We start from the raw sequence: 22,152 nt of genomic DNA, 5'->3' as shown, positions 1-22,152 counted from the left end.
CTCCTCTCCCGGGATCAGCGATGGCTGCGGTCGCGCCCCTTGAGCAGGTAGTACGCGGTGCCCACCACCGCCGTGGCGATGGCCGCCTTCTTCACCAGCCCCGCCGGATTATGCTTCCACTCCGCCTTGATGCCCATCTCGCCCAGGATGTTGGGCACATGCCCGCGCGCGAGGTCGTCGGCAATGCCCTCGACCATGTTGACCCGGTCCGCCAGCAGCAGGAGCAGCCAGTGGCGGAGGTCGTTCTCGGTGGTCTTGAACGCCGCGCGCCGGATCACGCCCGACAGGCCGGACGGCGGCTGGACGGTGCCGAAAATCTGGGTGATGCCGGGACGCTCGGGCGAGACCAGCACCTCGACCCGCTCGGGCTGCTGCTCCGGTTCGGGCACCGGGGCGTTGATGAAGCGCGGCGGGGTGCGCTCCATCGGCACGGCCGGACGGTTCTTGCGGTCGAGGTCGGCGCCCCAGCCCGGGATATGGCCAAGCTCCTCGCGCGTCGGACGGCGCGGCTGCAGCTGGCCCTGCGACGGATGCGCATGCACGTGGCCATGCCCGTGCTGGTGATCATGCTCGTGCTCGTGTTCCTTCAGTTCGGTACGCGTTTCCATGTTCTCTCCTCAATGCGATGCGGTGGCCGCTATCTTGCGCACCTGGTTGGTGTTGGGCGGAATCAGGACAGTCTTGATGCAATTGTCGAGCTTGCCCGAGAAGATATGGTAGGCGTCCGACACTTCCTCCAGCGGCACGCGGTGGGTGATGATTTCCTTCGGGTTCAGGCGGCCCGCGCGGATGTGTTCGATCAGGCGCGGCAGGTGGCGCTTGACGCTCGCCTGGTTCATGCGCAGGGTCAGGCCCTTGTTCAGCGCATTGCCGATCGGGACCGCGTTGAAGGTCGGACCGTAGACGCCGACGATCGACACGTTGCCGCCCTTGCGCACCGAGTTGATACACCAGTGCAGCGCGGTGGCGGCGCCGGCCTGCACCATGCCCCAGCGTCCGGACATGGTCTGCATCGCATTGCCGGACGCTTCGCAGCCGACCGCGTCGATGCAGACGTCGGCGCCCATCCAGTCGGTCATCTTCTTGATGTGCAGCGCCATGTCCTGCACATCCTTGAAGTTGACCACTTCGCACTGGGCATAGCGCTTGACGAACTCGAGCCGGTAGTCGACCTGGTCGACCACGATCACGCGCCCCGCGCCCATCAGCCAGGCCGACCTGGCGGCGAAGATGCCCACCGGGCCGGCGCCGAACACGACCACGGTGTCGCCTTCCTCGATGTCCCCCATCTCGGCCGCCTGGTAACCGGTGGGTACCGCGTCGGTCAGCAGGACCGCATCGTCGTCATGGATGTCGTCGGGGATCACCGTCGGCCCGACATCGGCCATCGGCACCCGCACCAGTTCGGCCTGGCCGCCGTCGTAGCCACCGGCAGTGTGCGAGTAGCCATAGATGGCGCCCACGGCGCTCGCTTGCGCATTGGTGTCGTGGCAATTGCCGTACAGTTCGCGCTGGCAGAAGAAGCAGGAGCCGCAGAACACGTTGAACGGGACCAGGACCTTGTCCCCGACTTTCAGGTGCTGCACGCCGGAGCCGACCTCTTCCACCACGCCGATGAACTCATGGCCGAAGGTGTGGCCGACGCGGGTGTCGGGCACCATGCCATGGTACAGGTGCAGGTCCGAGCCGCAGATGCAGGTGCGGGTGACGCGCACGATGGCGTCGCCCGGATGCTCGATGACCGGATCGGGCTTGTGGTCGGCGCGGACGCGGTACGGTCCGCGGTAGTTCATTGCCAGCATAAAGTCCTCCTCAACAACGGTTGTGAAACCCGCCGATACCGACGGGCTGGTGAGGAAACACGTTATGTCAAAGGACTAAGAATTGCGATAAGCGCACGGAAACGAACACGCAATTCTCTGGAGATTTTCCAGCCGTGAGGGCGAATCATTCACGGCTGGAAATTGTTGAGAACTTGACAGGCTAGAGCTGGCGCGCCTCGAAGGTATTGCAGGTTTCCACTTTCCCGCTCTCCAGGCCGCGGCTGAACCAGCGCACGCGCTGGGCCGAACTGCCGTGGGTGAACGAGTCGGGCACGACCACGCCCTGCGACTGCTTTTGCAGCGCATCGTCGCCGATCGCCGTGGCGGCGTTCAGCGCGGCCTCGACGTCGCCCTTCTCCAGGAACTGCTCGCGCTGGTGGGTGTGGTGGGCCCAGACCCCGGCGAAGCAGTCGGCCTGCAGTTCCAGCTTCACCGAGAGCGCATTGCCCTGGGCTTCGGAGGCGCGCTGCTGCGCCTCGTGGACCTGGTTCGAGATGCCCAGCTGGTTCTGCACGTGGTGGCCGATCTCGTGCGCGATCACGTAGGCCTGGGCGAATTCGCCGGCCACGTTGAAGCGGCTCTGCATCAGCCGGAAGAAGCTCAGGTCGATGTACACCTTCTGGTCGGCCGGGCAATAGAACGGTCCGGTCGCGCTCTGTCCCTGGCCGCAGGCGGTCTCGGTGCGGTTGTTGAACAGCACCAGTTTTGCCGGCGAGTATTGCGCGCCCTGCTGGCGGAACAGCTCGACCCAGGCATCCTCGGTATAGGCCAGCGTGGTGCGCACGAACTGGGTCTCGCGGTCGTTGGCCGGCACGGTCTGGGTCTGGGCCACCTGCGGCGCCTCGCCGCCGCCCAGCATGTTCAGGATCGTGGTGGGAGAAACGCCCAGGAAATACGAGCCCACCAGGGCGATGACGAGGGTGCCGATGCCGATCGAACGCCCGCCCAGGCCAAATCCTCCGCCGCCACTGCCGCGGCGGTCCTCCACGTTGTCGCTCTGTCGGTCACCTTCCCATTTCATCGCCCGTCTCCTTGACGGCGTCCCAGGTCAGCGACCGGGGTGCCGCTTCACGTTGCTCGAATCGGCGCTCTCGCGCGCATCCTTGGTGTGGAAATCCTCCGGCGTGGCCAGCCGCGCGCGCGCCTCGTCGTGCAGGCTGCGCTCGTGCCGTTCACGGGCGATTTCACGTTCGATGCGGCCCTTCGGCGCCACGTCCTGTTTCTTCTCTGCCATGGTTGCTCTCCCTATTTAGGTACAGCTGCAATCGAGTATGGACAAGGGCTCGCACGGAGACTGTTCGACCATTCACATAGCGAATCAAATTCCGCACAGGCCGCCTGTCCGCTTATCCGGCTACGTTGCCCAGCGCACGGAGCGCCGGCCGGGCGCATGCGACGCTGAGGCAATGAACACTTCCAATGCCAACGCCCTGCTTGCCCTGGGACGCAGTCTGCACGCGGCAGGCTACCGCTTCATGACCGTCACGCCGTCCACCCACCGGCGCCTCAACGGGCGCCCCGGCAACGAAGAGGCGACCGACCTGCGCGGCGTGTTCGGCTGGAGCCGGCCGTTCCGCCCCGAACTCCTGCCACCCGACATGCTCGAGCGGATGAAGGAAGCGGGCGTACTGGCGGGCAAGCAAGCCGCGCTGCGCTCCACGGTGCGGGCATCCACCCTGGGCGAGCTGTTGTTGTTCCATTCAGCATACCCGACCAGCGAGCCCGATGCGGTTTTCCTTGGGCCGGATACCTACCGCTTCGTCGGCACCATGCAGCGCGCCTTTCCCTGGATCGGTTCCGGCCCGACGCGGGCGCTCGACATCGGCTGCGGCAGCGGCGCCGCCGCGCTCACGATCGCGCGCAAGTTTCCCCATGCGGAGGTGATCGGCGCCGACATCAACGTCAAGGCGCTGGAACTGGCGGCCGTGAATGCCCGCCTGGCCCGGGTCGACAACCTGGCGCTCTGCCACAGCGACCTGTTCGGCTCCCTGGAAGGCGACTTCGACCTGATCGTCGCCAATCCGCCCTACATCCTGGACGAGGACAGGCTGCCTTACCGCCACGGCGGCGGCGAACGCGGCGCGGAGCTCTCGCGCCGTATCGTGGAAGACAGCCTGGCGCGTTTGCGGCCGGGGGGCAACCTGATGCTGTATACGGGGGTGGCGCTGTCGGGGGCCGACGACCATTTCCTGGAATCGCTCCGCCCCTTGCTCGAGCGGACCTGCGACATGTGGAGCTACGAGGAACTCGATCCCGACATCTTCGGCGGGCAGCTCGGGGAGCCGGGCTATGAGGACGTGGAACGGATCGCCGCGGTCTGGCTGCACGCGGTGAAGCGCTAGCGGCGAACAGGGGGCGGGCTGGGCGGCGGCCCGGCCCGGGGCCGGCCGCCTCGCACCGCGGAAGAATCAGAAGCTGCGGTTCCAGCTGAGCGCCAGCGTACGCCCACGGCCTGCATAGGTGGCGGTCGAGTCGACCGCCGATGCCGATTGCGAGTAATAGCCGACGTACTGCTTGTCGAACAGGTTCTCGATACTCACGCCGAACTTGCCGTAGCGGCTGTCCCAGGTGGCGGCCGCGTCGGCCAGGGTGTAGCCCTTGAAGTGCTCTTCCAGGTTGGCGGTGCCGACCCGGCGGCCGATGTTGATGTCGCGGTCGCGCAGGTGGGAGGCCTGCAGGCGCAGCTGGGCCTTCGGCATGAAGCTCCAGTTGGCGCCGAGCGTGGTCTTGTCCGGGCCCTGCGAGCGGGCGCCGAGGTCGAGGTCCAGCGGCGCGCCCTGGGTGGCGGCGGTCTTGCCGTCGATGCTCGACCAGGTGCCGGACAGCGACAGGCCCTTCGTCAAGCGCCACTCGGCGTTCGCCTCCCAGCCCTTGACCGTGGTCGGCACGCGCTCGACCAGGCCGATGCCGGCCGAGTTGATGCGGATCACGCTGCCGATCTTGGAGCGCGAGTCGTAGCGCGAGACGCCGAACTGGCCGTTCGCGCCGCGCCAGTTGATGCCGACCTCGTTGTTGCGGGTGACGATCGGCTGCAGGCTGACCAGGTTCGACACCGACTGGTTCGGCACGGCCACGCCGCGCAGCACCAGGCCGGCGTCCGGCAGGCCGAAGCCTTCCGAGCTGGCCGCAAAGACCGACCATTGCGGGGCGAAGCGCCATACCGCGCCGATGTTCTTGACCGATTTCGTGAACTCGGCCGAACCGCCCTGCACCACCCGGTTGCCATAGGCGGCCAGGGTGGTGTAGGTGTCGACCTCGAGCTTGGCGTCCTCGTAGCGCACGCCGCCACGCACCGTCACCGGGCCGATCTCGTATTCGAGCTGGAGGAAGGGCGCCAGCGAGCGGAATTTCAGTTCCGGCACCCAGGTGCGGTCGGTCTGCGCCAGGCGCTGCAGGGTGTGGTCGCGCAGCCAGTCGAGGCCGGCGGTCACTTCCAGTCCCTCGACCAGGGTGTCGGGGCGCACCCAGGTGATGCGCGAACCGAGCTTGTCGGCCACGATGTGCGACTGGTCGTACAGGCTGCTGACGGGCGCGATGCGGGCGTCCTGGAAGGTCGCGGTATTGGTGGCGCCGTACAGCGCCTCGAAATCGTGGGTGAACAGCTGCGCGGTCAGCGCGCCGCCGCCGAGATCGGCATGGCGGTAGTCCAGGCTGGCGCTGCGCACCTTGTTGCGCGGCTCCGCCCCGATCGGGTCGCCCGGCTCCGAGCTGGTCGGCACGCCCTCGGCCACCACGCCCGGCTGGTTGCGGTAGTCGCCGTCGCCGCTCAGGTTGAAACGGTTGACGCTCAGCTGCAGGCGCTGGTCGCCGAAGGTCTTGCCGATCTTCACGAACAGGTCGTCGCCGTGCGAGTCGAGGGTGTCGCCCTGCACGTTGTCGATGCCCAGGCGACGGCCCTTGCCGTCATAGCCCATGCCGCGGCGCTGCACGGCGCCATAGGCGAGCAGGTCGAAGCCGTCCGACTTGTGGCTGACGGTCAGGCCGGTCTTCCAGTCCAGGCTATCCGAGCGGAACTGGCTCGAGAAACGGGTGTTGACGTTGTAGCTGGTGCCGTTGGCGCGCGGGGTCCTGGTGATGTAGTTGATGATGCCGCCGGTCGCGCCCAGGCCCTGCATCGCCGACGCACCGTTGATGACTTCGATGCGCTCGATGATGGCGCTGTCGGCGAAATAGCCTTCGCGCTGGCCCGCGCGCAGCGGGTTCGACTGCGGAATGCCGTCGAGCAGGATCAGCGGCTGGCGGCCGCGCAGCGATTCGCCGGTCGAGGTCAGCTTCTGGCGGCTCGGCGCGTAGCCGGGCACATAGGTCGCCAGGGCCTGCGACGGGTCATCGGCGATCAGGTACTGGGTCGACAGCTCCTGCTGGGTAATCACGGACACCGCGCCCGGGATCTTGTCCACGGCCTTCGCCGTGCGGGTGGCGGTCACGACCACCGAGGCCATCTCGCTGTCCTGCTCCTGGTTCTGCTGGGCCTGCTGGGCCAGGGCGCACGGCGCCGCCATCAGCGCGCATGCGGCCGCGACCGCGAGGGAAACCGGTTTCATCGTACTCATCATCTCGACACTTTGCGAAGGGACACTTTTCTTTTGTGAAATAAAGCGTGAGAATGATAACGATTCTCAATTCCATATGCAAGGATCGAGAATCATTCTCATTTGCGCTATCATCTCGTTCATGAAATCTCTCATCCGCACCGTTCACCTCTGGACCGGCCTGATTTTCGGCACCATCCTCGTCCTGCAGGGCCTCACCGGCACCGTGCTCGGCTGGCGTCACGAGCTCGACGCCTGGCTCAATCCCGGCCTGCTGCGCGTCGCGCCGCCGGCGGGCGCGACGGCCGGCGACCCGATGCGGGTCAGCCCGGCGGCGGCGCAGGCGGTGACCGAACGGCTGGCGCGCGAGCCCGGCTATGGCCGTCCCAACATGATCATGTTCCCGGAGACCCAGGGCGGCGTGTTCATCGCCTGGTACCGGCCGCAGACCCCGGCCTCCAGCTGGGAACAGGGGGTGACGCGCCAGGTCATGGTGGATCCGGCCAGCATGGCCATCCTGGGCGAGCGCAACTGGGGCGAAGCGGGCCTCTCGCGCCCGCTCCTGATGCCGACCCTGTTCCACCTGCACCGCTACCTGATGTCCGGCGAAGCGGGCAAGATCGTGATCGCGGTCCAGGGCGTGGCGCTGTTCCTGCTGGCGCTGACCGGCATCGTGGTCTGGTGGCCCAAGCTGACCGCGAAGGCGATCTGGCAGGCGCTGACGGTGCGCCATGGCGGCAACTGGCCGCGCTTCAGCTTCCAGCTGCACCGCGCGGCGGGTTTTTACACGGCGCCGTTCCTGGTGGTGCTGTCCTTCTCGGGCGTCTACTTCAACGCGCCGGACTGGGTGAAGCCGGCGATCAATGCGGTGGCGCCGCTCGGTCCGAACCCGAAGCTCGACAACCGCAGCGACGCCGGCGCGCCGCGCATCGACGCCGCCAGCGCGGTCGCGGCCGCGCAGGCGCGTTTCCCCGAGGGCCGCGTGTCGCGCCTGAGCTTCCCGGCCAAGCCCAATCAACCGTTCGAGCTGCGCGTGCGCCAGCCCGGCGAACTGCGCCACGGCGACGGCGCCACCCGCGTGAGCATCGACGCCGGCAGCGGCGAGGTGCTGCGCGTGGCCGATCCCCTGGCGGCGCGCGGCGGCGACTGGTTCGTGAGCACCCTGTTCCCGCTGCACACGGGCGAAGCCTTCGGCATCGTCGGCCGCATCCTGGTCAGCGTGGTGGGCTTGAGCCCGCTGGCCTTCTTCATCACCGGGCTGGTCATCTGGATCAAGTTCCGCCGCCAGCCGGCCAGGCGCAAGGCGCCGGCGCTGCAAAAGACCGCGCCGGCGCAGCCGGCCAGCACCGCGTAAGGATAGCGAACAGCAGAGCTTTGTTGTTAAACTGGATAGTCTCCCGTTTCGAGACTGCCATGAAAATCTCCGCTGCCCTCCCCGCCTGGTCGATCGCCGCTCCCATCCTTGCCTGGCTCCTGCTCGCAGGCCTGGCCCTCGGCGCGGGCGATCTCCTCGGCGTGGCCTACACCATCCTGCTCGTCATCGGCCTGTTCGCCGGCGTGCTGGCCGCCGTCTTCCATGCCGAGATCGTCGCGCACAAGGTCGGCGAACCCTATGGCACGCTGGTGCTCGCCGTGGCGGTGACCGCGATCGAGGTGGCGCTGATCGTGTCGCTGATGCTCGCCGGCGGCGAGGCGACCAGCGGGCTGGCGCGCGACACCGTGTTTGCCGCCGTGATGATCATCCTGAACGGGATGGTGGGGCTGTGCCTGCTGGCGGGCGCGGAACGGCATGGCGAGCAGAAGTTCGGGCTGTATGGCGTCTCGGCCTCGCTGGCGACCCTGGCGGCGATCTCCGTGCTGACCATGGTGCTGCCGAATTACACCACCACCACCCCGGGTCCGGTCTACAGCAGCAGCCAGCTGGGCTTCATCGCCGTGGTGTCGATCGTGCTGTACGGGACCTTCGTGCTGGTGCAGACCGTGCGCCATCGCGACTATTTCCTGCCCGAGCGCGCCGCCGAGAACGAGGACGTGCATGCGCCGCCGCCGCCCGCGAAGATGGCCTGGATCAGCGCCGGGCTGCTGCTGGCCTGCCTGGCCAGCGTGGTGCTGCTGGCCAAGTCATTGTCGCCGACCCTGGAAGCGGCCGTGGCGGCCATGGGCGCGCCAAAGGCGCTGGTCGGCATCATCATCGCGACCGTGGTGCTGCTGCCGGAAGGGATCGCGGCCTACCAGGCCGCGCGCGCCAACCGCCTGCAGACCAGCCTCAACCTGGCGCTGGGCTCGGCCCTGGCCAGCATCGGGCTGACCATTCCCGCGGTGGCCATCGTATCGCTGGCCACCGGCTGGACCCTGTCGCTCGGGATCGACGTGAAATCGACCGTGCTGCTGCTGCTGTCCCTCATGGTGGCCACGCTCTCGCTCGGCACCGGGCGCACCACGGTCATGCAGGGCACCGTGCACCTGGTGATCTTCGCGGTCTACCTGTTCACGACCATCGTTCCCTGATCCGCTCAGGCGGCCTTCAGCTGCGCCGAGCGGGTATTCCCGCCCACGCCCACCGCGGTGGCGATCGCCAGCGCCTGGAACAGCGCCACGCCTGCGAACACCCAGCCCGGACGGCCGGCATCCATGGCCAGGCCGAACAGCAGCGGGCCGATTGCCAGGCCGCTGTCGAGGCCCGAGTAGACCACGCCGTACACGCGGCCGGTCGCGCCCGCCGGCGTGGCGGCGCGGATCATCAGGTCGCGCGACGGACCGGCGACGCCCGAGCACAGGCCGATCAGGCCCATCAGCGGCAGCGCCATCCACGACGGACCGGCGCCCGCGGCCAGCACCAGGGCCAGCAGCGCGGCGACGGCGAAGGCCGCGGCCACCGTGCGGTCGTGGTGCTTGATGCCCGCGCCGAGGAAGCCGCCGGCCAGCATGCCCACCGCCGAGGCCAGCATGTAGGCGGTGTAGGAACTGGTGGCCAGTTCGCGCGAGATCCCGTACAGGGCCTCGAGGCTGATCGAGGAGAAGGCCTGGATCCCGCCCAGCGCCACCGCCGTCAGCAGGAAGAACCCGAAGCACATCCACACCGCCGGCAGCTTGAGGAAGTCCAGCGTGCCGCCCTGCGCGCCGCCTGGCCTGGCGTGCGCGCCGATCGGATCGGGACGCAGGGCCTCGCGGTTCAGCACCAGCAGGACCAGCACCACGAGCGGCAGCGCCGCCGCCGACAGCAATGCGGTGCGCCAGCCCTGGGTTGCCGCGATCGCGGTCAGGAACAGCGGCGAGGCGGCCCAGCCGATATTCCCGACGATGCCGTGCACCGAGAAGCCATACGCCAGCCGCGCACGCGACACGCGCTGGTTCAGGATGGTGTAGTCGGCGGGGTGGAAGATCGAGTTGCCGACGCCGGCCAGCAGCGCGCCCGCCATCAGGCCCGCATAGCTTCCCGCGCCCGACAGCACGACGGCGGACAGGCCCAGCGTGGAAATGCCGAAGTAAAGCACGTTGCGCGCACCGACACGGTCGACCACGAAGCCCGCCATCGCCTGGCCCACGCCCGAGACGACGAAGAACACCGTCATCAGCAGGCCCAGCTCCGTATAGCTGAGATTGAAGGCGGGCTTGAGCCAGGGAATCAGCGCGGCCAGGATCAGGTGGTAGAAGTGGGAAGTGCCGTGCGCCAGGCCGACCAGGCCGATCACCCTGGCATCCTGGCGGACGGTGTTGTTGTCGTTGCTCATGCTGCGCCTCGTGAGAAAAACCCAGTGTAAGCAAAACCGGCGCGACCGATTTAAGATAGTGCGACAACATTTAACGAGAAACTGCCATGGCTATCCTTTCACCCGGGCCGGGACCGGATCCTACCCGGCAATGCCCCGTCACCCTGTCCGCCCGCATGCTTCCCGCCGACACCATGATCGGCGCCCACAGCCATGCCTGGGGACAGCTGACCTATGCCGCGAACGGCGTAATCCGCGTGAGTGCGGAAGACAGCAGCTGGATCGTGCCGCCGCAGCGCGCCATCTGGATTGCGCCCGGCATCGAGCACGAGGTGACGATGCTCGATGCGGCCTGTCTGAGTCCGCTGCGCGTGCACGCCTCGCGCGCGCCCTTCCCCGGCGAAACCTGCCGGGTGCTGGAAGTCAGCGGCCTGCTGCGCGAGCTGATCGCCGCGCTGGATACCGGCACCAAGGACTTGCCGCCGGAGCGGGCGGCGCTGATCGGGGAGCTGATCCTCGACGAACTGGTGCGGGCGCCGACCCGTCCGATCCGCGTGCCGATGCCGCGCGACAAGCGCCTGAAGGGCCTGTGCGCGGCCCTGGTCGATGCGCCGGGCGATGGCCAGACGCTGGCCCAGTGGGCCGGCGCGGTGGGGGCCTCCGAGCGCACCCTGGCGCGCCTGTTCGAGAAAGAGCTGGGCATGAGCTTCGGCCAGTGGCGCCAGCAGGTCCGGCTGGCGCACGCGGCGCCCCTGATCGCGCGCGGCATGCCGCTGTGGCAGGTCGCCGGGCAGCTCGGCTATGCCAGCCAGTCCGCCTTCACCGCCATGTTCAGGAAGACCTTCGGGTGCACGCCATCCGCCTTCTTCGCGGACCAGCGCCAGCGCGGCTGAGGGCTCATTCGGATTTCGACGGGTGGCGCAGGATCGCCAGGATGACCATGGCGAACAGTGCGCTCAGCACCGCCGTCGCCTCCCTGCCCATCCCGGCCGCGATGCCGATGGCGGCCGTCAGCCACACGCTGGCCGCCGTGGTCAGGCCCCGGATGTCGTTCTTCTCGGTCTGCTTGAGGATGGCGCCGGCGCCCAGGAAGCCGATGCCGGCCGTCACGCCCTGCAGGACGCGCGACAGGTCCTGGATTTCCATGCCGGCTTGCAATGGAATCAGCACGAACAGCGCGGAGCCGAGCGACACCAGCATGTGGGTGCGCAGCCCGGCCGAGGCGCCGACCGATTCGCGCTCATAACCCAGCAAGCCGCCGAGCGCGACCGCCATCAGCAGGCGCACCACGATCCGGGTGATGTCCTCGGCATTGCCCAGGTCCGAAAATTCCTGCTGTACCGTCATCCAGCTACGTTCCCACCACACATTGCACTCCTCTCGACAACTCGCGAGCATCATGCCATTTATGCAATCAAGGCGTCGCCACGCTCGGCTGTAGGGGGCGCGCGGCCGGACGCGATGGCCCGGCTCTCGCCTACTCCTACACCCGCTCAGCGCCTGCGCCTATTGAAGGCCGGGAATGAAGGATTACCATGGGGTCTATCGATTGATGCTGGGAGATCATGATGGCTGACAACAAACCGAAAGACCCGGGAAGCGACCAGTCCCAGGCCAGGCCCCAGGGCGACAAGCCCGACCAGGGCGCCCAGGGCTCGAACGCTGGTCACTACACCGGCTTCCTGAATGCACCGCCCGAGAGCAACGTGTTCCCGGCGGGCTCGCCGCAAAGCGACCGCGGCGCTGCTGAATCGATGCCGGGCGGCACGGTCGGCGGGGCCGGCGCCGGGGGCCGGGGCGGCCTGAGCGGCGCGGCGGGCGGCGGCAGGCCCGGGACGTCCGACCAGGGCGTGTCCCGTCCAGGCGGCAAAGGCGGCGCAGGCGGCGCCGCAGGCGGCTCGTACACCGCGGACGTCAACGTCAACAGCGCCGACAGCGACATGAAGGGGTCCGGTTCCGCCGACGACTCGCGCTGAAGCGCCTCTTCCCCGACTGAAAAAAAGGCTCCCGGCGGGAGCCTTTTTCACGATTGGCGCCGGACAGGTCCAGGCGCGCCCCTGCGGATTGCGCTCCGGTCAGCGATCGACTGCCTGTTTCGGAACGAACAGCAGCAGGCAGGCGCCCACCAGCAAGGCGGCGGAGGTCAGCATCAGGCCCGCGCCCTGCTTGCCGGTGACATCGTTCAGCCAGCCCACCAGCGAGGGCGAGAAGAAGCCGGCCAGGTTGGCGATGCAGTTGATGGTGGCGATGCCCGCCGCCGCCGCCATCCCCCCCAGGAAAGCGGTCGGCAGCGCCCAGAACTGCGAGGTGCCGCAGATCGCCCCCGCCGCTGCGGCGCTCAGCAGCACCAGCGCGAGGCCGATCCCGTCGGTGAACGCCAGGGCGAACAGCGCCACCGCGGCCACCAGCATCGGCGCACCGCAATGCAGGCGCCGGGCCCGGGTACGGTCCGAGCTCCTGCCGACGAAGGGCAGGCACACCAGGGCGAACACATACGGAATCGCGGCCAGCATGCCGATCCTGCCCACGCTGCCGGCGCCGATGTTGCTCAGGATGGCCGGCAGCCAGAAGGTGATGCCGTACTGGCCCATCACGATGCAGAAGTAGATGGCGGTCAGGAGCCACAGGCGGCGGTCGGAGAAGAAGGCGCCGACCGAATGGTGCTCGACCTTCTCTCCCGCCTCCTTCTCGATATTGCGCTGCAGGAGGGCCTTCTCTTCCGGCGTGAGCCATTTGGCGGCGGCGATGCTGTCGTCGAGGTAGAACAGGATGGCCACGCCGAGGATCAGCGACGGCAGCGCCTCGAGCACGAACAGCCACTGCCATCCGCGCAGGCCCTGCACGCCGGCGAAGGCTTCCATGATCCAGCCCGACAGCGGCGCACCGACGATGCTCGCCAGCGGGATCGCCATGAAGAAGAAGGCCATCACCTTGGCGCGGCGCGCCGACGGGAACCAGTAGGTGATGTACAGGATGACGCCCGGCGCGAATCCGGCTTCGGCGACGCCGAGCAGGAAGCGCAGCACGTAGAACGCGGTCGGCGAATCGACGATGCTGAAACTGGCGGAGATCATCGCCCAGGTGATCATGATCCGCGCCAGCCAGCGACGCGCGCCGAACTTGTGCAGGATCATGTTGCTGGGCACTTCGAACAGGAAGTAACCGATGAAGAAGACGCCGGCGCCCAGGCCATACACGGTATCGCTCCACTGCAGGTCGCTGAGCATCTGCAGCTTGGCGAAGCCGACGTTGACCCGGTCCAGGTAGGCGCCGAGGTAGCACAGCATCAGGAAGGGAACCAGGCGGCGCATCACCTTGGCATAGGTGCGCGCTTCCAGGTCGTCGGCGGGCGCTGCGTAGGCCTCGGCGCCCGCCGAGGATGTGACGGTATGCGATTTCATGCGTGTCTCCAGATGATTCTCATTGTGGCGCCGCGTCGTGTGTCGACGCGCGGCACTCTATTCAAGCGCATGCGGCGCAGGTCGTTCGCGGCGAAGGTCTGCGCCTTCTTGCCGCCCGCGCCGCCTGCCGGCGCTCAGCCCAGCCAGGACTTGATGCTGGCCGCCATGGCCTGCGTCGAGATCCCGTAGCGGTCGTGCAGGGTCGGCAGCGCGCCGGCATCGAGGAAGGCGTCCGGCAAGCCGACCTGCCTGAACGCGCAGGCCACGCCCGCACGCAGCAGGGCGCCGGCGACGGCTTCGCCCAGTCCGCCCACCACCGAGTGATTCTCGGCCACGACCACCAGCCGGCCGCCGCGCGAGGCTTCGCGCACCACCGCCTCGACGTCGAGCGGCTTGATGGTCGGCGTGTGCAATACCGCGACACCGATATTATCGGCCTTCAGCGCCTCGGCGACCTCGAGCGCACGCATGGTCATGATGCCGCTCGAAATGACCAGCACCTCGCGGCCGTCGCGCAGCAGTTTGGCCTTGCCGAGCTCGAACGAATAATCGTATTCGTCCAGCACCAGCGGCACCTTGCCGCGCAGCAGGCGCATGTAGACCGGACCCTGGTGTGCGGCGATCGCGGCCGTCGCCTGCTCGGTGTCGAGCGCGTCGCAGGGATCGACGATGGTCAGGCCCGGCACGCCGCGGAAGATGGCGATGTCCTCGGTGGCCTGGTGGCTGGGGCCGTAGCCCGTGGTCAGCCCCGGCAAGGCGCAGGCGATCTTGACGTTCAGGTGTTCTTCCGCGATCACCTGGTGGATGAAATCGTAGGCGCGGCGCGAGGCGAACACCGCGTAGGTGGTGACGAAGGGCGTGAACCCTTCCTTGGCCATGCCGCCGGCGGCGCCCATCAGCAGCTGCTCGGCCATGCCCATCTGGAAGAAGCGCTGCGGGAATTCCTTGGCGAACAGGTGCAGGTCGGTGTATTTCGCCAGGTCGGCGCTCATGCCGACGATGTCGGGCCGCTCGCCGGCCAGTTTCACCAGGGCGTTGCCGAAGGGTGCGCTCCGGGTGCGCTGGCCTTCGCTGGCGATGGAAGCGATCATCGCCGAGGTGGTCAAACGCGGCTTGTTGGCGGTTGCGGTGCTCATTGCTGGTCTCCTGCGTTGTTGTCGTCGACGATGGCGATGGCCTGCTGCCATTCTTCAGGCTCGACCCGGATGAAGTGGTTCTTGTCGCGCTCCTCGAGGAAGGGCACGCCGGCGCCCATCAGCGTCTCGAACAGGATCACGCGCGGCTGGGACTCGGGATGCTTGCGGGCGGCATCGAAGGCCTCGCGCACCGCGGCGATATCGTTGCCGTTCACGCGCTGGACGAACCAGCCGAAGGCGATCCACTTGTCGGCCAGCGGCTCGAAGCCCAGGATCTTGCTCGACGGACCGTCGGCCTGCTGGTTGTTGATGTCGACCAGGGTGATCAAATTGCCCAGGCCGTAGTGGGCGGCCGACATCGCGGCTTCCCAGGTCGAGCCTTCATCCAGCTCGCCATCCGACATCGAGTTGTAGACGAAGGCCGGGTTGCTCTTCTGGCGCAGCCCGAGCGCCATCCCGACGGCGATGCTCAGGCCCTGGCCGAGCGAGCCGCCGGACATCTCCATGCCCGGCGTGTAGGTCGCCATGCCGGACATCGGCAGGCGGCTGTCGTCGCTGCCATAGGTTTCCAGCTCGGACTCGGGGATGATGCCGGCCTCGATCAGGGCGGCATACAGGGCGATCGCATAATGGCCGTGCGAGAGCAGGAAGCGGTCGCGGCCTTCCCATGCGGGATCGTCCGGCCGATAATGCATGGCATGTCGATAGGCAACGGCGAGGATGTCGGCCATGCCCAGGGCCTGGCCGACGTAGCCCTGCCCCTGGACTTCGCCCATGCGCAGGGCGTAGCGGCGAATGCGGTAGGCCGCGCTGTTCAGGGCGGCGAGAGAGTTTTCCATGCTTGTCTCCGGTTGGTGTCGAAATCGCGCGTGTCGAAGCAGCGCTTGCATGAAACCAGTGTATAAATCGAGACATGAATCGCATAGCGAGTAATATTTAGCCATACATGAATTTAGTTCAGCGATATCGCGCCTTGCGCAAGGCTTCACTCAAGGGCCTGCAGGCCTTCGAGGCGGCCTACATGCACCGCTCCTTCGCCAGTGCGGCGCAGGAGCTGTCGATCACCGCATCGGCCGTCAGCCATTCGATCCAGACGCTGGAAGATGCGCTCGGCACCATGCTGTTCGAGCGCGGACGGCGCGGCGTGGTGCCGACCGAGGCCGGCGCCAGGCTGTACGACGTGATCCGGCGCTCGTTCAGCGAGATCGACGACGAGTTGCGGACCATCCTGGACCGCAGCGACAAGCAGCAGGTGGTGACGATCCAGAGCGCGCCGAGCTTTGCCGCGATCTGGATCATGCCGCGCCTGCCCGCTTTCCTGCGCGCCCATCCCGAGATCGACGTGCGCCTGTGGGCGGTGCACCAGGCGCCGGACTTTTCCCATAGCGGTGTCGACGTGGCGGTGACCTATGGCCGTCCGCCCGCCTCGGCCGGGGTGCATGTCGAGCCGATCTCGACGCGCGAGCGCTACCTGCCGGTGTGCAGTCCCACGCTCGTCGATGGATGGGAGCTGCCGCTGCCGGCCAGCGACATCGAGCATTTCTACCTGGTGCAGAACGACGTGTCGCTGACCTCGTGGGACGAGTGGATCGCACGCTTCGCGCCGGGCTGCAGCAACCCGGTGCGCGGCCTGCGCCTCGACCGCGCCTTCATGACGCTCAGTGCGGCGGAGAACGGACTGGGGATGTGTATCGAGAGCACGGTGCTGGTGCACGAGTACCTGCAGCAAGGGCGCCTGGTCTGCCCGTTCGGCGAACTCGCCATCGAGGCGACGGCGCATTACCTGGCCGTCCCCAGGAGCAAGGAGCGGCTCCAGGCGGTAGGCGCCGTGGTGGACTGGATCAAGGGGTTCGCGGACTGGAACGGGGGCGAAGGAACGGCGGAGGATGCGGCAGCCCGCTCGTGAGGAAGGCGGATGGGTGCGGGGGATGCAGGCCGGGATCACCCGGCCTGCTGCGGCGATCAGTGGATCAGCATGCCGCCGTTGACGTCCAGCGTGATGCCGGTGCAGTAGCTCGACAGGTCGCTGGCCAGGAACACGACGGCGCCGGCGATGTCATCCGCGCGGCCCAGGCGCGCCAGCGGGATGTCCTGCGCGATCGCATCCTTGCGGTCCTCGGTGAGCTTGCCCTTGATGATGTCGGTCGCGATCAGTCCCGGCGTAATCGCATTGACGCGGATGCCTTGCGGGCCGAATTCGCGCGCCATGGCCCGGGTCAGGCCGAGCACGCCGGCCTTGGCTGCCGAATAATGGGGACCGCCGAGGATGCCGCCGCCGCGCTGCGCCGACACCGACGAGGTGCAGATGATGCTGCCGCCCTGCTGCTGCTGCATGGCGGGCAGCACGGCCTGCGACATCAGGAGGGTGCCGCGCAGGCTGACGTCGAGCACGGCGTCGTAGTCGGAGGCCGAGATGTCGAGCGTCTTGCGCGCCTGGGTGATGCCGGCGTTGTTGAACAGGATATCGATGCGGCCATAGCGCTCCAGCGTGGCGCGCGCGGCGGCTTCGCATTGTTCCTGGTTGGTCACGTCGGCGACCAGGCCGAGGTGCTGCGGGCCGAGTTCGGCCGCGGCGGCGGCCGGGTTGCTGGATGCCAGGTCGAGGATCACGACCCGGGCGCCCTGTGCCGCCAGCATGCGTGCGGTGGCGAAGCCCAGGCCGTTGAAGCCGGCGCCGCCCGTGACGACTGCCACGCGATCTTTGAGTAACATGTTTTCGTCTCCTGAAATGTTCGTAGTGGCCTCATGTTCGCGGATCGTGGCGACGAGGACAAACGAGGAAATCTCAATGAAGGGCGAAATCAATTCATGCCTGGCGGGTCCGGGCAGCGCTATGCAGCCAGGCCCGTGACCGTTGCTGGCATTGCTCCGCTTGCTGCTCGGCGGAATGTCGACGGCGACACCCCGGTATGCTCCTTGAAGAAACGCGAAAAGTTACTGGGCGCGGAGAAGCCCAGGTCGAAGGCCACCGATGTCAGGGTTTCTTCCTTGCTGATAAGTCGTCGCATTGCCTCCTCCACGCGCACGGCGCTCCAAAACACCTGTGGCGTCGTATTGAGCTGGTCGCGAAACAGCGTGAACAGATGCGCCCGCGACAAGCCGACCCGTGTAGCGATCTCGTCGACCGCGAACTTTTCACTGACATGCTCGCGCATCAGCGCAATCGCTGTGCGCAAGCGGTGATCCAGGAGCGGCGGAAGCAGGCGCTTTGCATCGACCACGGATTGCCGGGTGACCGCATCGATGGTGGCGATGATGAGCTGTTCGACCAGATCGTCCAGCGTCTGCTCCGCCTCGGGGTCGGAGAGAATCAGGTCAAGGACTTGCCAGCACGCCTGGCGCAAACCCGCGTCAATCGGAATTCTCGGCGATGGAAACACGAATGGCCGTCCGGTCGCCTTGCGGCGCTCGTTCAGCCAGCTCCGCGAAATCATGAAAACCAGGAAAATCGCCGGACTTCCGGTATCCAGCACCGTCATGTCATGCGACTGATTTGCATTGGTGGCCAGTCCGGTATTCTCATCGTACTGGATACATTGCCCGCCAACGCTAGCCCGCGCACGCGCACCACCCAGCCAGAATACGATTTGCGATTCCGAGTGTGAATGCGCCACCAGGTCGTTGCAAGCCTCGAGCACGATCGCCTGGCCAAACGCTCCTTCACGGAACGCGTATGCCTCTGCCATTGTATGTCTCCTCGCCGGTCTTTCCGGTCGTTTTGTAGCTCGATTCTAATCTCGCTTGAACTGATGGAGGACATCGATCGAAAAGATATCAGACGCATTGATAAGCCGTCGGATACGAGGATAAGAGCGGCCATCCTGCGATAAGCGCATCGCGCTCCTTGTTCCTACACTTCGTCGCACGGTTGCTCGTTCCGCACAGGGTGGAACAGGCCGACGTTAGGAAGGAATAAACAATGCAACTCGCAGCCTATCTGTTTGATCACCGCCGGTTTGTCGGAGTCGTCGATTCCGACGGCCAGCATGTCACCCCACTGGATCTGCCACAAGGCGTCGCCGCGACCGGCGTCCTCTCCGTGATCGAACTGCTGGCCAAGGGCGCGGCACTGCCGGTTGCCTCCGGACAGGCAGTGCCGCTCGCGTCGGTGCAACTGCTGGCGCCGCTACCTCACCCCCGCCGCAATCTCTGGTGCGTCGGACGCAACTACCACGCGCATGCCAAAGAGCTGCAGACCTCGGTTTTCAAGGACAACGACGCCAATCCGGAATCGTGGCCGATCGTGTTTACCAAGGTCCCGGAATGCGTCGTTGGCCCGTACGACCAAGTGACGCTGCCTGGCGCCGCCATCTCCGAACAGATCGATTACGAAGCGGAACTCGCCGTCGTGATCGGAAAGGGCGGCAAGAACATCAGCCGGGCCAGTGCAATGGACCATGTCTTCGGCTACACGATCGTCAACGATGTCACCGCGCGCGACGTCCAGATGCGCCACCAGCAGTGGGACATGGGCAAGTCCTTCGACACCTTCTGCCCAATGGGACCGTGGATCGTCACGGCCGACCAGCTCGACGGCACCAGGACGCGGGTGCGCTGCTGGGTCAACGGCGAACTGCGCCAGGATGGTCCGACCGAGAACCTCATCTTCGAGATCCCCACGTTGATCGAAACCATTTCACGCGGCATCACGCTCTATCCCGGCGATGTCATCGCCACCGGGACGCCGGCGGGCGTTGGCCTGGGCATGACGCCGCCGCGCTTCCTGTCGTCCGGCGACGTGGTGCGCGTCGAAATCGATGGCATTGGCGCCATCGAAAACAAATTTGCCTGAGGAGCCGGCATGGCCACCCACATCATTGAAGACCTTGCCGTCGAAATCGAGGGAGAGGGACCGGCTGTCGTCTGCGTGCACGGACTGGGCGGAACCAGCAACACCTGGACGCCATTACTGCCGGTGCTGCAAGGCCATCGCGTCATCCGGATCGACCTGCCGGGCAGCGGCCGTTCGCCGCTGCCCGCCGGGAAGCTCTGCATCGGCAGCATGACCGCGGCAGTAGAGGCAGTATGCCGCCGCCTCGATGTGAACGAGGCGGTCTTCCTCGGTCACTCGATGGGCACCATCGTCTGCCAGCACCTCGCGACACGGAATCCGTCCCTGGTACGCCGGCTTGCACTGTTCGGCCCCCTGCTCTGCCCTCCCGAGCAGGGGCGCGCCAGCATCCGAGCGCGTGCCGACAAGGCCACCTCGGGCGGCGTGGCGGCCATGCAGGACATTGCCGACGCCATAGTCGCCGCCGCCACGGGGCGCGAGACCAAGGCAACCCAGCCGGCCGCACTGGCCCTGGTGCGCGAGAGCGTGATGCGCCAGTCGCCCGCGGGCTATGCACAAAGCTGCACCGCGCTGGCTGATGCGCAAGCGGCGGCGGTGGATGGGATCAGCGTCCCCGTCCTGCTGGTGACCGGCGACCAGGATGGCGTGGCGCCCGCCGCGGCTGTCGAGGCGATGGCGGCGCGCATACGGAACAGCCGCATGGTGGTCATCCCGGGCTGCGGCCACTGGACCACCTTCGAGCGGCCGCAGGAATGCATCCGGCAGCTCGACACCTTCCTGCACCCGTCGAGCTAAGACTTTTCAAGGAATGAGGAGATAGACATGAAAAAGACAGCAATTACCAACGTTGCGATTTTCGATGGCAGCGGTGGTGACGTGTTCAACGGTGAAATCCTCATAGAAGGAAACCGGATTGTCGAAGTAGCGCGCTTTCCCGAGAAGATTGCCGCGCAGGCTGACCAGTTCATCGACGGTAAGGGCAAGTTCCTGATGCCTGGCATGACCGAAGCGCATACCCATTTCTCCTGGAACGATCAGCCGACCCTCGCTGCCATCCAGATGATGCCGCCCGAAGAACATATTCTCTGGTGCGTCGAGGTGGCCAAGCGTTACCTCGACATGGGATGGACGTCGGCCATCGGCGCCGCGGCCGCGAAAGCACGCCTGGACGTGGTATTACGCAATGCCATCAACGCCGGCCAGTGCCCCGGGCCACGCTACTTGGCGGGCAGCCAGGAAATCACCACTCTGGGCGGCCTCGGCGACATGACCTTGCCGCATCTGCCGTTCGAGGAATTCAGCTTCGGCCACATCGTCATCGGACCGGAAGAGGTGCGCAAGGCGACCCGCATGTTCCTCAAGTTCGGTGTCGACCACCTGAAAATCAATCTGTCGGGCGAGTACATCGCAGGCATCCCGGCGGAGCTGTCGCCCTTCTCGGAAGAAGAAATCGCCATGCTGACCACCGAGGCCAAACGCAACGGCAAACGGGTCGCGGCCCACGCGCGCTCTGCCGAATCGGTGAAGCAGTGCGTGCGGCATGGCATCGAGATGGTCTTCCACGCCAGTTTTGCCGACGAGGAAGCGCTCGACATGCTCGAGGCCAACAAGGAAAAGCATTTCGTGGCGCCGGGGATCGGCTGGCTGGTGCGCACAAGTTTCCACGCCTCCGAATATGGTATCACGCCTGAGATCGCGGAAAAGATGGGATACCGGCATGAGCTCGAAGCGGCCGCGGACACCTTGAGAAAAATGCACAGGCGAGGGATCCGTGTCCTGCCGGGAGGAGACTATGGGTTTGCATGGATGCCTCATGGCACGAACGCGAATGACCTGCAATATTTCGTCGACTACATCGGCATGACGCCGAAAGAAGCGCTGCTGTCCGCCACCCGCCTGGGAGGAGAGATCATGATGCGCGGGGATGAACTCGGACAGATCCAGCCTGGTTTCCTCGCTGACCTGGTCCTGGTGGATGGCGATCCACTGTGCGACCTGCGCATCCTGACCGATCCGGCACGCATCGCGATGGTGATGCAGGACGGCGTCATCCACAAGGACGTGCGCGATACCGCTCCCCGCGAAGCTGCGCTGCATCTCCCGGCGAGCGAGATCCCCTGGCATGACAAGGGTGTCCAGGAAGCGGTACCGGCTTGATCGATCATCCTGCCAGCGTACGGCATAACAGACGCGGGCCGGCTACTGGCGCCGAGCCCGCGCAATAATCATGGAGACAAGATGAGTACAAGGCATCATTCGGCTCGGACCGCACTCGCCCTACTGTGCCTGGTCAATGCCGTCACAGCGGCCGCCACAGAATTCCAGCTAGCAAATCTGAATGCGCTCTACACCACGCGCTCCAAAGCGGATCCAGTCCTCGGCACCGGAACTGATGACGAGCATCTGAAAACCTATCAATTCGAATATTTCGCCGGTTTCAAATATGGCGACCTCTATGGAAGTACTGATTTAATCGTCTGCCAATCTGCTGAGCTGTCACAATAGCGCATCCAATTTCCGAGTAAATCGATGACGCAGATGAGCTTTTCCGATGTTGAGTACGCCAGCAAGAAGAAGCTGACTCGACGCGACCGTTTCCTTGCAGAGATCGAGGCTGCAACGCCGTGGCCAACTCTGGTTGCGGCGCTGCTGCCGTACTATCCGAAAGGCGATGGTCGTGGCCGGCCGCCGGTCGGTCTTGAGCGCATGCTGCGCATGTACATTGCCCAGCAATGCTTCGGCTTGTCGGATGAGGGAA

The 22,152-nt window shown here is 66.3% G+C and carries 23 protein-coding genes; 11 read left to right on the top strand and 12 right to left on the bottom strand.

All coding sequences use genetic code 11. The features are described 5' to 3' along the window. Window positions 1-14: 14 nt before the first annotated feature. The 4 genes from H162_RS0114705 to H162_RS0114690 all read right to left on the bottom strand — a co-directional run bounded on the left by H162_RS0114705 (window position 15) and on the right by H162_RS0114690 (window position 3,057). A complete protein-coding gene (locus H162_RS0114705; RefSeq protein ID WP_020654237.1) occupies window positions 15-608 on the bottom strand; it encodes a hypothetical protein in 594 nt (197 codons plus the stop codon). A gap of 9 nt (window positions 609-617) precedes the next feature. Next, window positions 618-1,802: a zinc-dependent alcohol dehydrogenase gene (locus H162_RS0114700; protein ID WP_020654236.1), complete on the bottom strand. Its 1,185-nt coding sequence runs from the start codon at window positions 1,800-1,802 to the stop codon at window positions 618-620. 181 nt (window positions 1,803-1,983) lie between these two features. Next, entirely contained in the window at window positions 1,984-2,844 is an 861-nt protein-coding gene (ypfJ, locus tag H162_RS0114695; RefSeq protein ID WP_020654235.1) for a KPN_02809 family neutral zinc metallopeptidase, read from the bottom strand. Window positions 2,845-2,871: 27 nt separating this feature from the next. Beyond that, window positions 2,872-3,057, bottom strand: a complete 186-nt coding sequence (locus H162_RS0114690; protein ID WP_020654234.1) for a hypothetical protein — start codon at window positions 3,055-3,057, stop codon at window positions 2,872-2,874. Window positions 3,058-3,229: 172 nt separating this feature from the next. On the opposite strand from H162_RS0114690, the gene H162_RS0114685 reads away from it, so the two are divergent. After that, window positions 3,230-4,165: a methyltransferase gene (locus H162_RS0114685; RefSeq protein WP_020654233.1), complete on the top strand. Its 936-nt coding sequence runs from the start codon at window positions 3,230-3,232 to the stop codon at window positions 4,163-4,165. A gap of 66 nt (window positions 4,166-4,231) precedes the next feature. On the opposite strand, the gene H162_RS0114680 is transcribed toward H162_RS0114685, so the two are convergent. After that, window positions 4,232-6,367, bottom strand: coding sequence for a TonB-dependent receptor (locus H162_RS0114680; protein WP_020654232.1), 2,136 nt, complete (start codon window positions 6,365-6,367; stop codon window positions 4,232-4,234). Between the two features lie 130 nt (window positions 6,368-6,497). On the opposite strand from H162_RS0114680, the gene H162_RS0114675 reads away from it, so the two are divergent. Continuing rightward, the gene (locus tag H162_RS0114675) at window positions 6,498-7,709 is read left to right on the top strand and encodes a PepSY-associated TM helix domain-containing protein (protein WP_020654231.1); all 1,212 of its coding nucleotides are present in this window, start codon (window positions 6,498-6,500) and stop codon (window positions 7,707-7,709) included. Window positions 7,710-7,768: 59 nt separating this feature from the next. Beyond that, a complete protein-coding gene (locus H162_RS0114670) occupies window positions 7,769-8,863 on the top strand; it encodes a calcium:cation antiporter (protein WP_020654230.1) in 1,095 nt (364 codons plus the stop codon). A 5-nt stretch (window positions 8,864-8,868) separates the two neighbouring features. Here H162_RS0114670 and H162_RS0114665 read toward each other — a convergent pair whose 3' ends face one another. Next, window positions 8,869-10,086: an MFS transporter gene (locus tag H162_RS0114665; protein ID WP_020654229.1), complete on the bottom strand. Its 1,218-nt coding sequence runs from the start codon at window positions 10,084-10,086 to the stop codon at window positions 8,869-8,871. A gap of 86 nt (window positions 10,087-10,172) precedes the next feature. On the opposite strand from H162_RS0114665, the gene H162_RS0114660 reads away from it, so the two are divergent. Beyond that, window positions 10,173-10,958: an AraC family transcriptional regulator gene (locus H162_RS0114660; protein ID WP_026354652.1), complete on the top strand. Its 786-nt coding sequence runs from the start codon at window positions 10,173-10,175 to the stop codon at window positions 10,956-10,958. Window positions 10,959-10,962: 4 nt separating this feature from the next. Here H162_RS0114660 and H162_RS30945 read toward each other — a convergent pair whose 3' ends face one another. Further along, the gene (locus tag H162_RS30945) at window positions 10,963-11,463 is read right to left on the bottom strand and encodes an MgtC/SapB family protein (RefSeq protein WP_156885628.1); all 501 of its coding nucleotides are present in this window, start codon (window positions 11,461-11,463) and stop codon (window positions 10,963-10,965) included. A 170-nt stretch (window positions 11,464-11,633) separates the two neighbouring features. Between H162_RS30945 and H162_RS0114650 the strand changes: the two genes are divergently transcribed. Continuing rightward, the gene (locus tag H162_RS0114650) at window positions 11,634-12,041 is read left to right on the top strand and encodes a hypothetical protein (protein WP_156885619.1); all 408 of its coding nucleotides are present in this window, start codon (window positions 11,634-11,636) and stop codon (window positions 12,039-12,041) included. A gap of 99 nt (window positions 12,042-12,140) precedes the next feature. On the opposite strand, the gene H162_RS0114645 is transcribed toward H162_RS0114650, so the two are convergent. From H162_RS0114645 to H162_RS0114635, 3 genes are all read right to left on the bottom strand, one after another. Next, entirely contained in the window at window positions 12,141-13,466 is a 1,326-nt protein-coding gene (locus H162_RS0114645; protein ID WP_020654225.1) for an MFS transporter, read from the bottom strand. Window positions 13,467-13,600: 134 nt separating this feature from the next. Further along, window positions 13,601-14,602 carry a transketolase family protein gene (locus H162_RS0114640; RefSeq protein ID WP_020654224.1) on the bottom strand — a complete coding sequence of 334 codons (1,002 nt, stop codon included), beginning with the start codon at window positions 14,600-14,602 and terminating at the stop codon, window positions 13,601-13,603. Then, window positions 14,599-15,441 (bottom strand): transketolase, encoded by an 843-nt coding sequence (locus tag H162_RS0114635; protein WP_020654223.1) that lies wholly within the window; start codon window positions 15,439-15,441, stop codon window positions 14,599-14,601. The genes H162_RS0114640 and H162_RS0114635 overlap by 4 nt, the downstream gene beginning before the upstream one ends. Before the next feature lie 134 nt (window positions 15,442-15,575). On the opposite strand from H162_RS0114635, the gene H162_RS30940 reads away from it, so the two are divergent. Next, the gene (locus tag H162_RS30940) at window positions 15,576-16,508 is read left to right on the top strand and encodes a LysR substrate-binding domain-containing protein (protein WP_020654222.1); all 933 of its coding nucleotides are present in this window, start codon (window positions 15,576-15,578) and stop codon (window positions 16,506-16,508) included. Between the two features lie 56 nt (window positions 16,509-16,564). On the opposite strand, the gene H162_RS0114625 is transcribed toward H162_RS30940, so the two are convergent. After that, a complete protein-coding gene (locus tag H162_RS0114625) occupies window positions 16,565-17,314 on the bottom strand; it encodes an SDR family NAD(P)-dependent oxidoreductase (RefSeq protein ID WP_026354651.1) in 750 nt (249 codons plus the stop codon). Between the two features lie 119 nt (window positions 17,315-17,433). After that, window positions 17,434-18,288: a helix-turn-helix domain-containing protein gene (locus H162_RS0114620; protein ID WP_020654220.1), complete on the bottom strand. Its 855-nt coding sequence runs from the start codon at window positions 18,286-18,288 to the stop codon at window positions 17,434-17,436. 233 nt (window positions 18,289-18,521) lie between these two features. On the opposite strand from H162_RS0114620, the gene H162_RS0114615 reads away from it, so the two are divergent. The 5 genes from H162_RS0114615 to H162_RS30935 form a co-directional block, all read left to right on the top strand. After that, on the top strand, window positions 18,522-19,394 hold the full coding sequence (locus tag H162_RS0114615; protein ID WP_020654219.1) for a fumarylacetoacetate hydrolase family protein: 873 nt from the start codon (window positions 18,522-18,524) through the stop codon (window positions 19,392-19,394). A gap of 9 nt (window positions 19,395-19,403) precedes the next feature. Then, window positions 19,404-20,189 carry an alpha/beta fold hydrolase gene (locus tag H162_RS0114610; RefSeq protein WP_020654218.1) on the top strand — a complete coding sequence of 262 codons (786 nt, stop codon included), beginning with the start codon at window positions 19,404-19,406 and terminating at the stop codon, window positions 20,187-20,189. A 27-nt stretch (window positions 20,190-20,216) separates the two neighbouring features. Further along, window positions 20,217-21,551, top strand: a complete 1,335-nt coding sequence (locus tag H162_RS0114605; RefSeq protein ID WP_020654217.1) for a metal-dependent hydrolase family protein — start codon at window positions 20,217-20,219, stop codon at window positions 21,549-21,551. Between the two features lie 81 nt (window positions 21,552-21,632). Next, complete coding sequence (locus H162_RS34035; protein ID WP_156885618.1) at window positions 21,633-21,899, top strand: hypothetical protein; 267 nt, start codon at window positions 21,633-21,635, stop codon at window positions 21,897-21,899. Between the two features lie 24 nt (window positions 21,900-21,923). Next, on the top strand, window positions 21,924-22,152 hold a 229-nt coding region (locus H162_RS30935), incomplete at its 3' end, for a transposase (protein ID WP_020654216.1).

Source organism: Massilia niastensis DSM 21313 (assembly GCF_000382345.1).
Classification (GTDB): Bacteria; Pseudomonadota; Gammaproteobacteria; order Burkholderiales; family Burkholderiaceae_D; genus Telluria; species Telluria niastensis.
The sequence above is the reverse complement of the archived record's forward strand: the minus strand, read 5'-3'. Positions and strand labels throughout refer to the sequence as shown.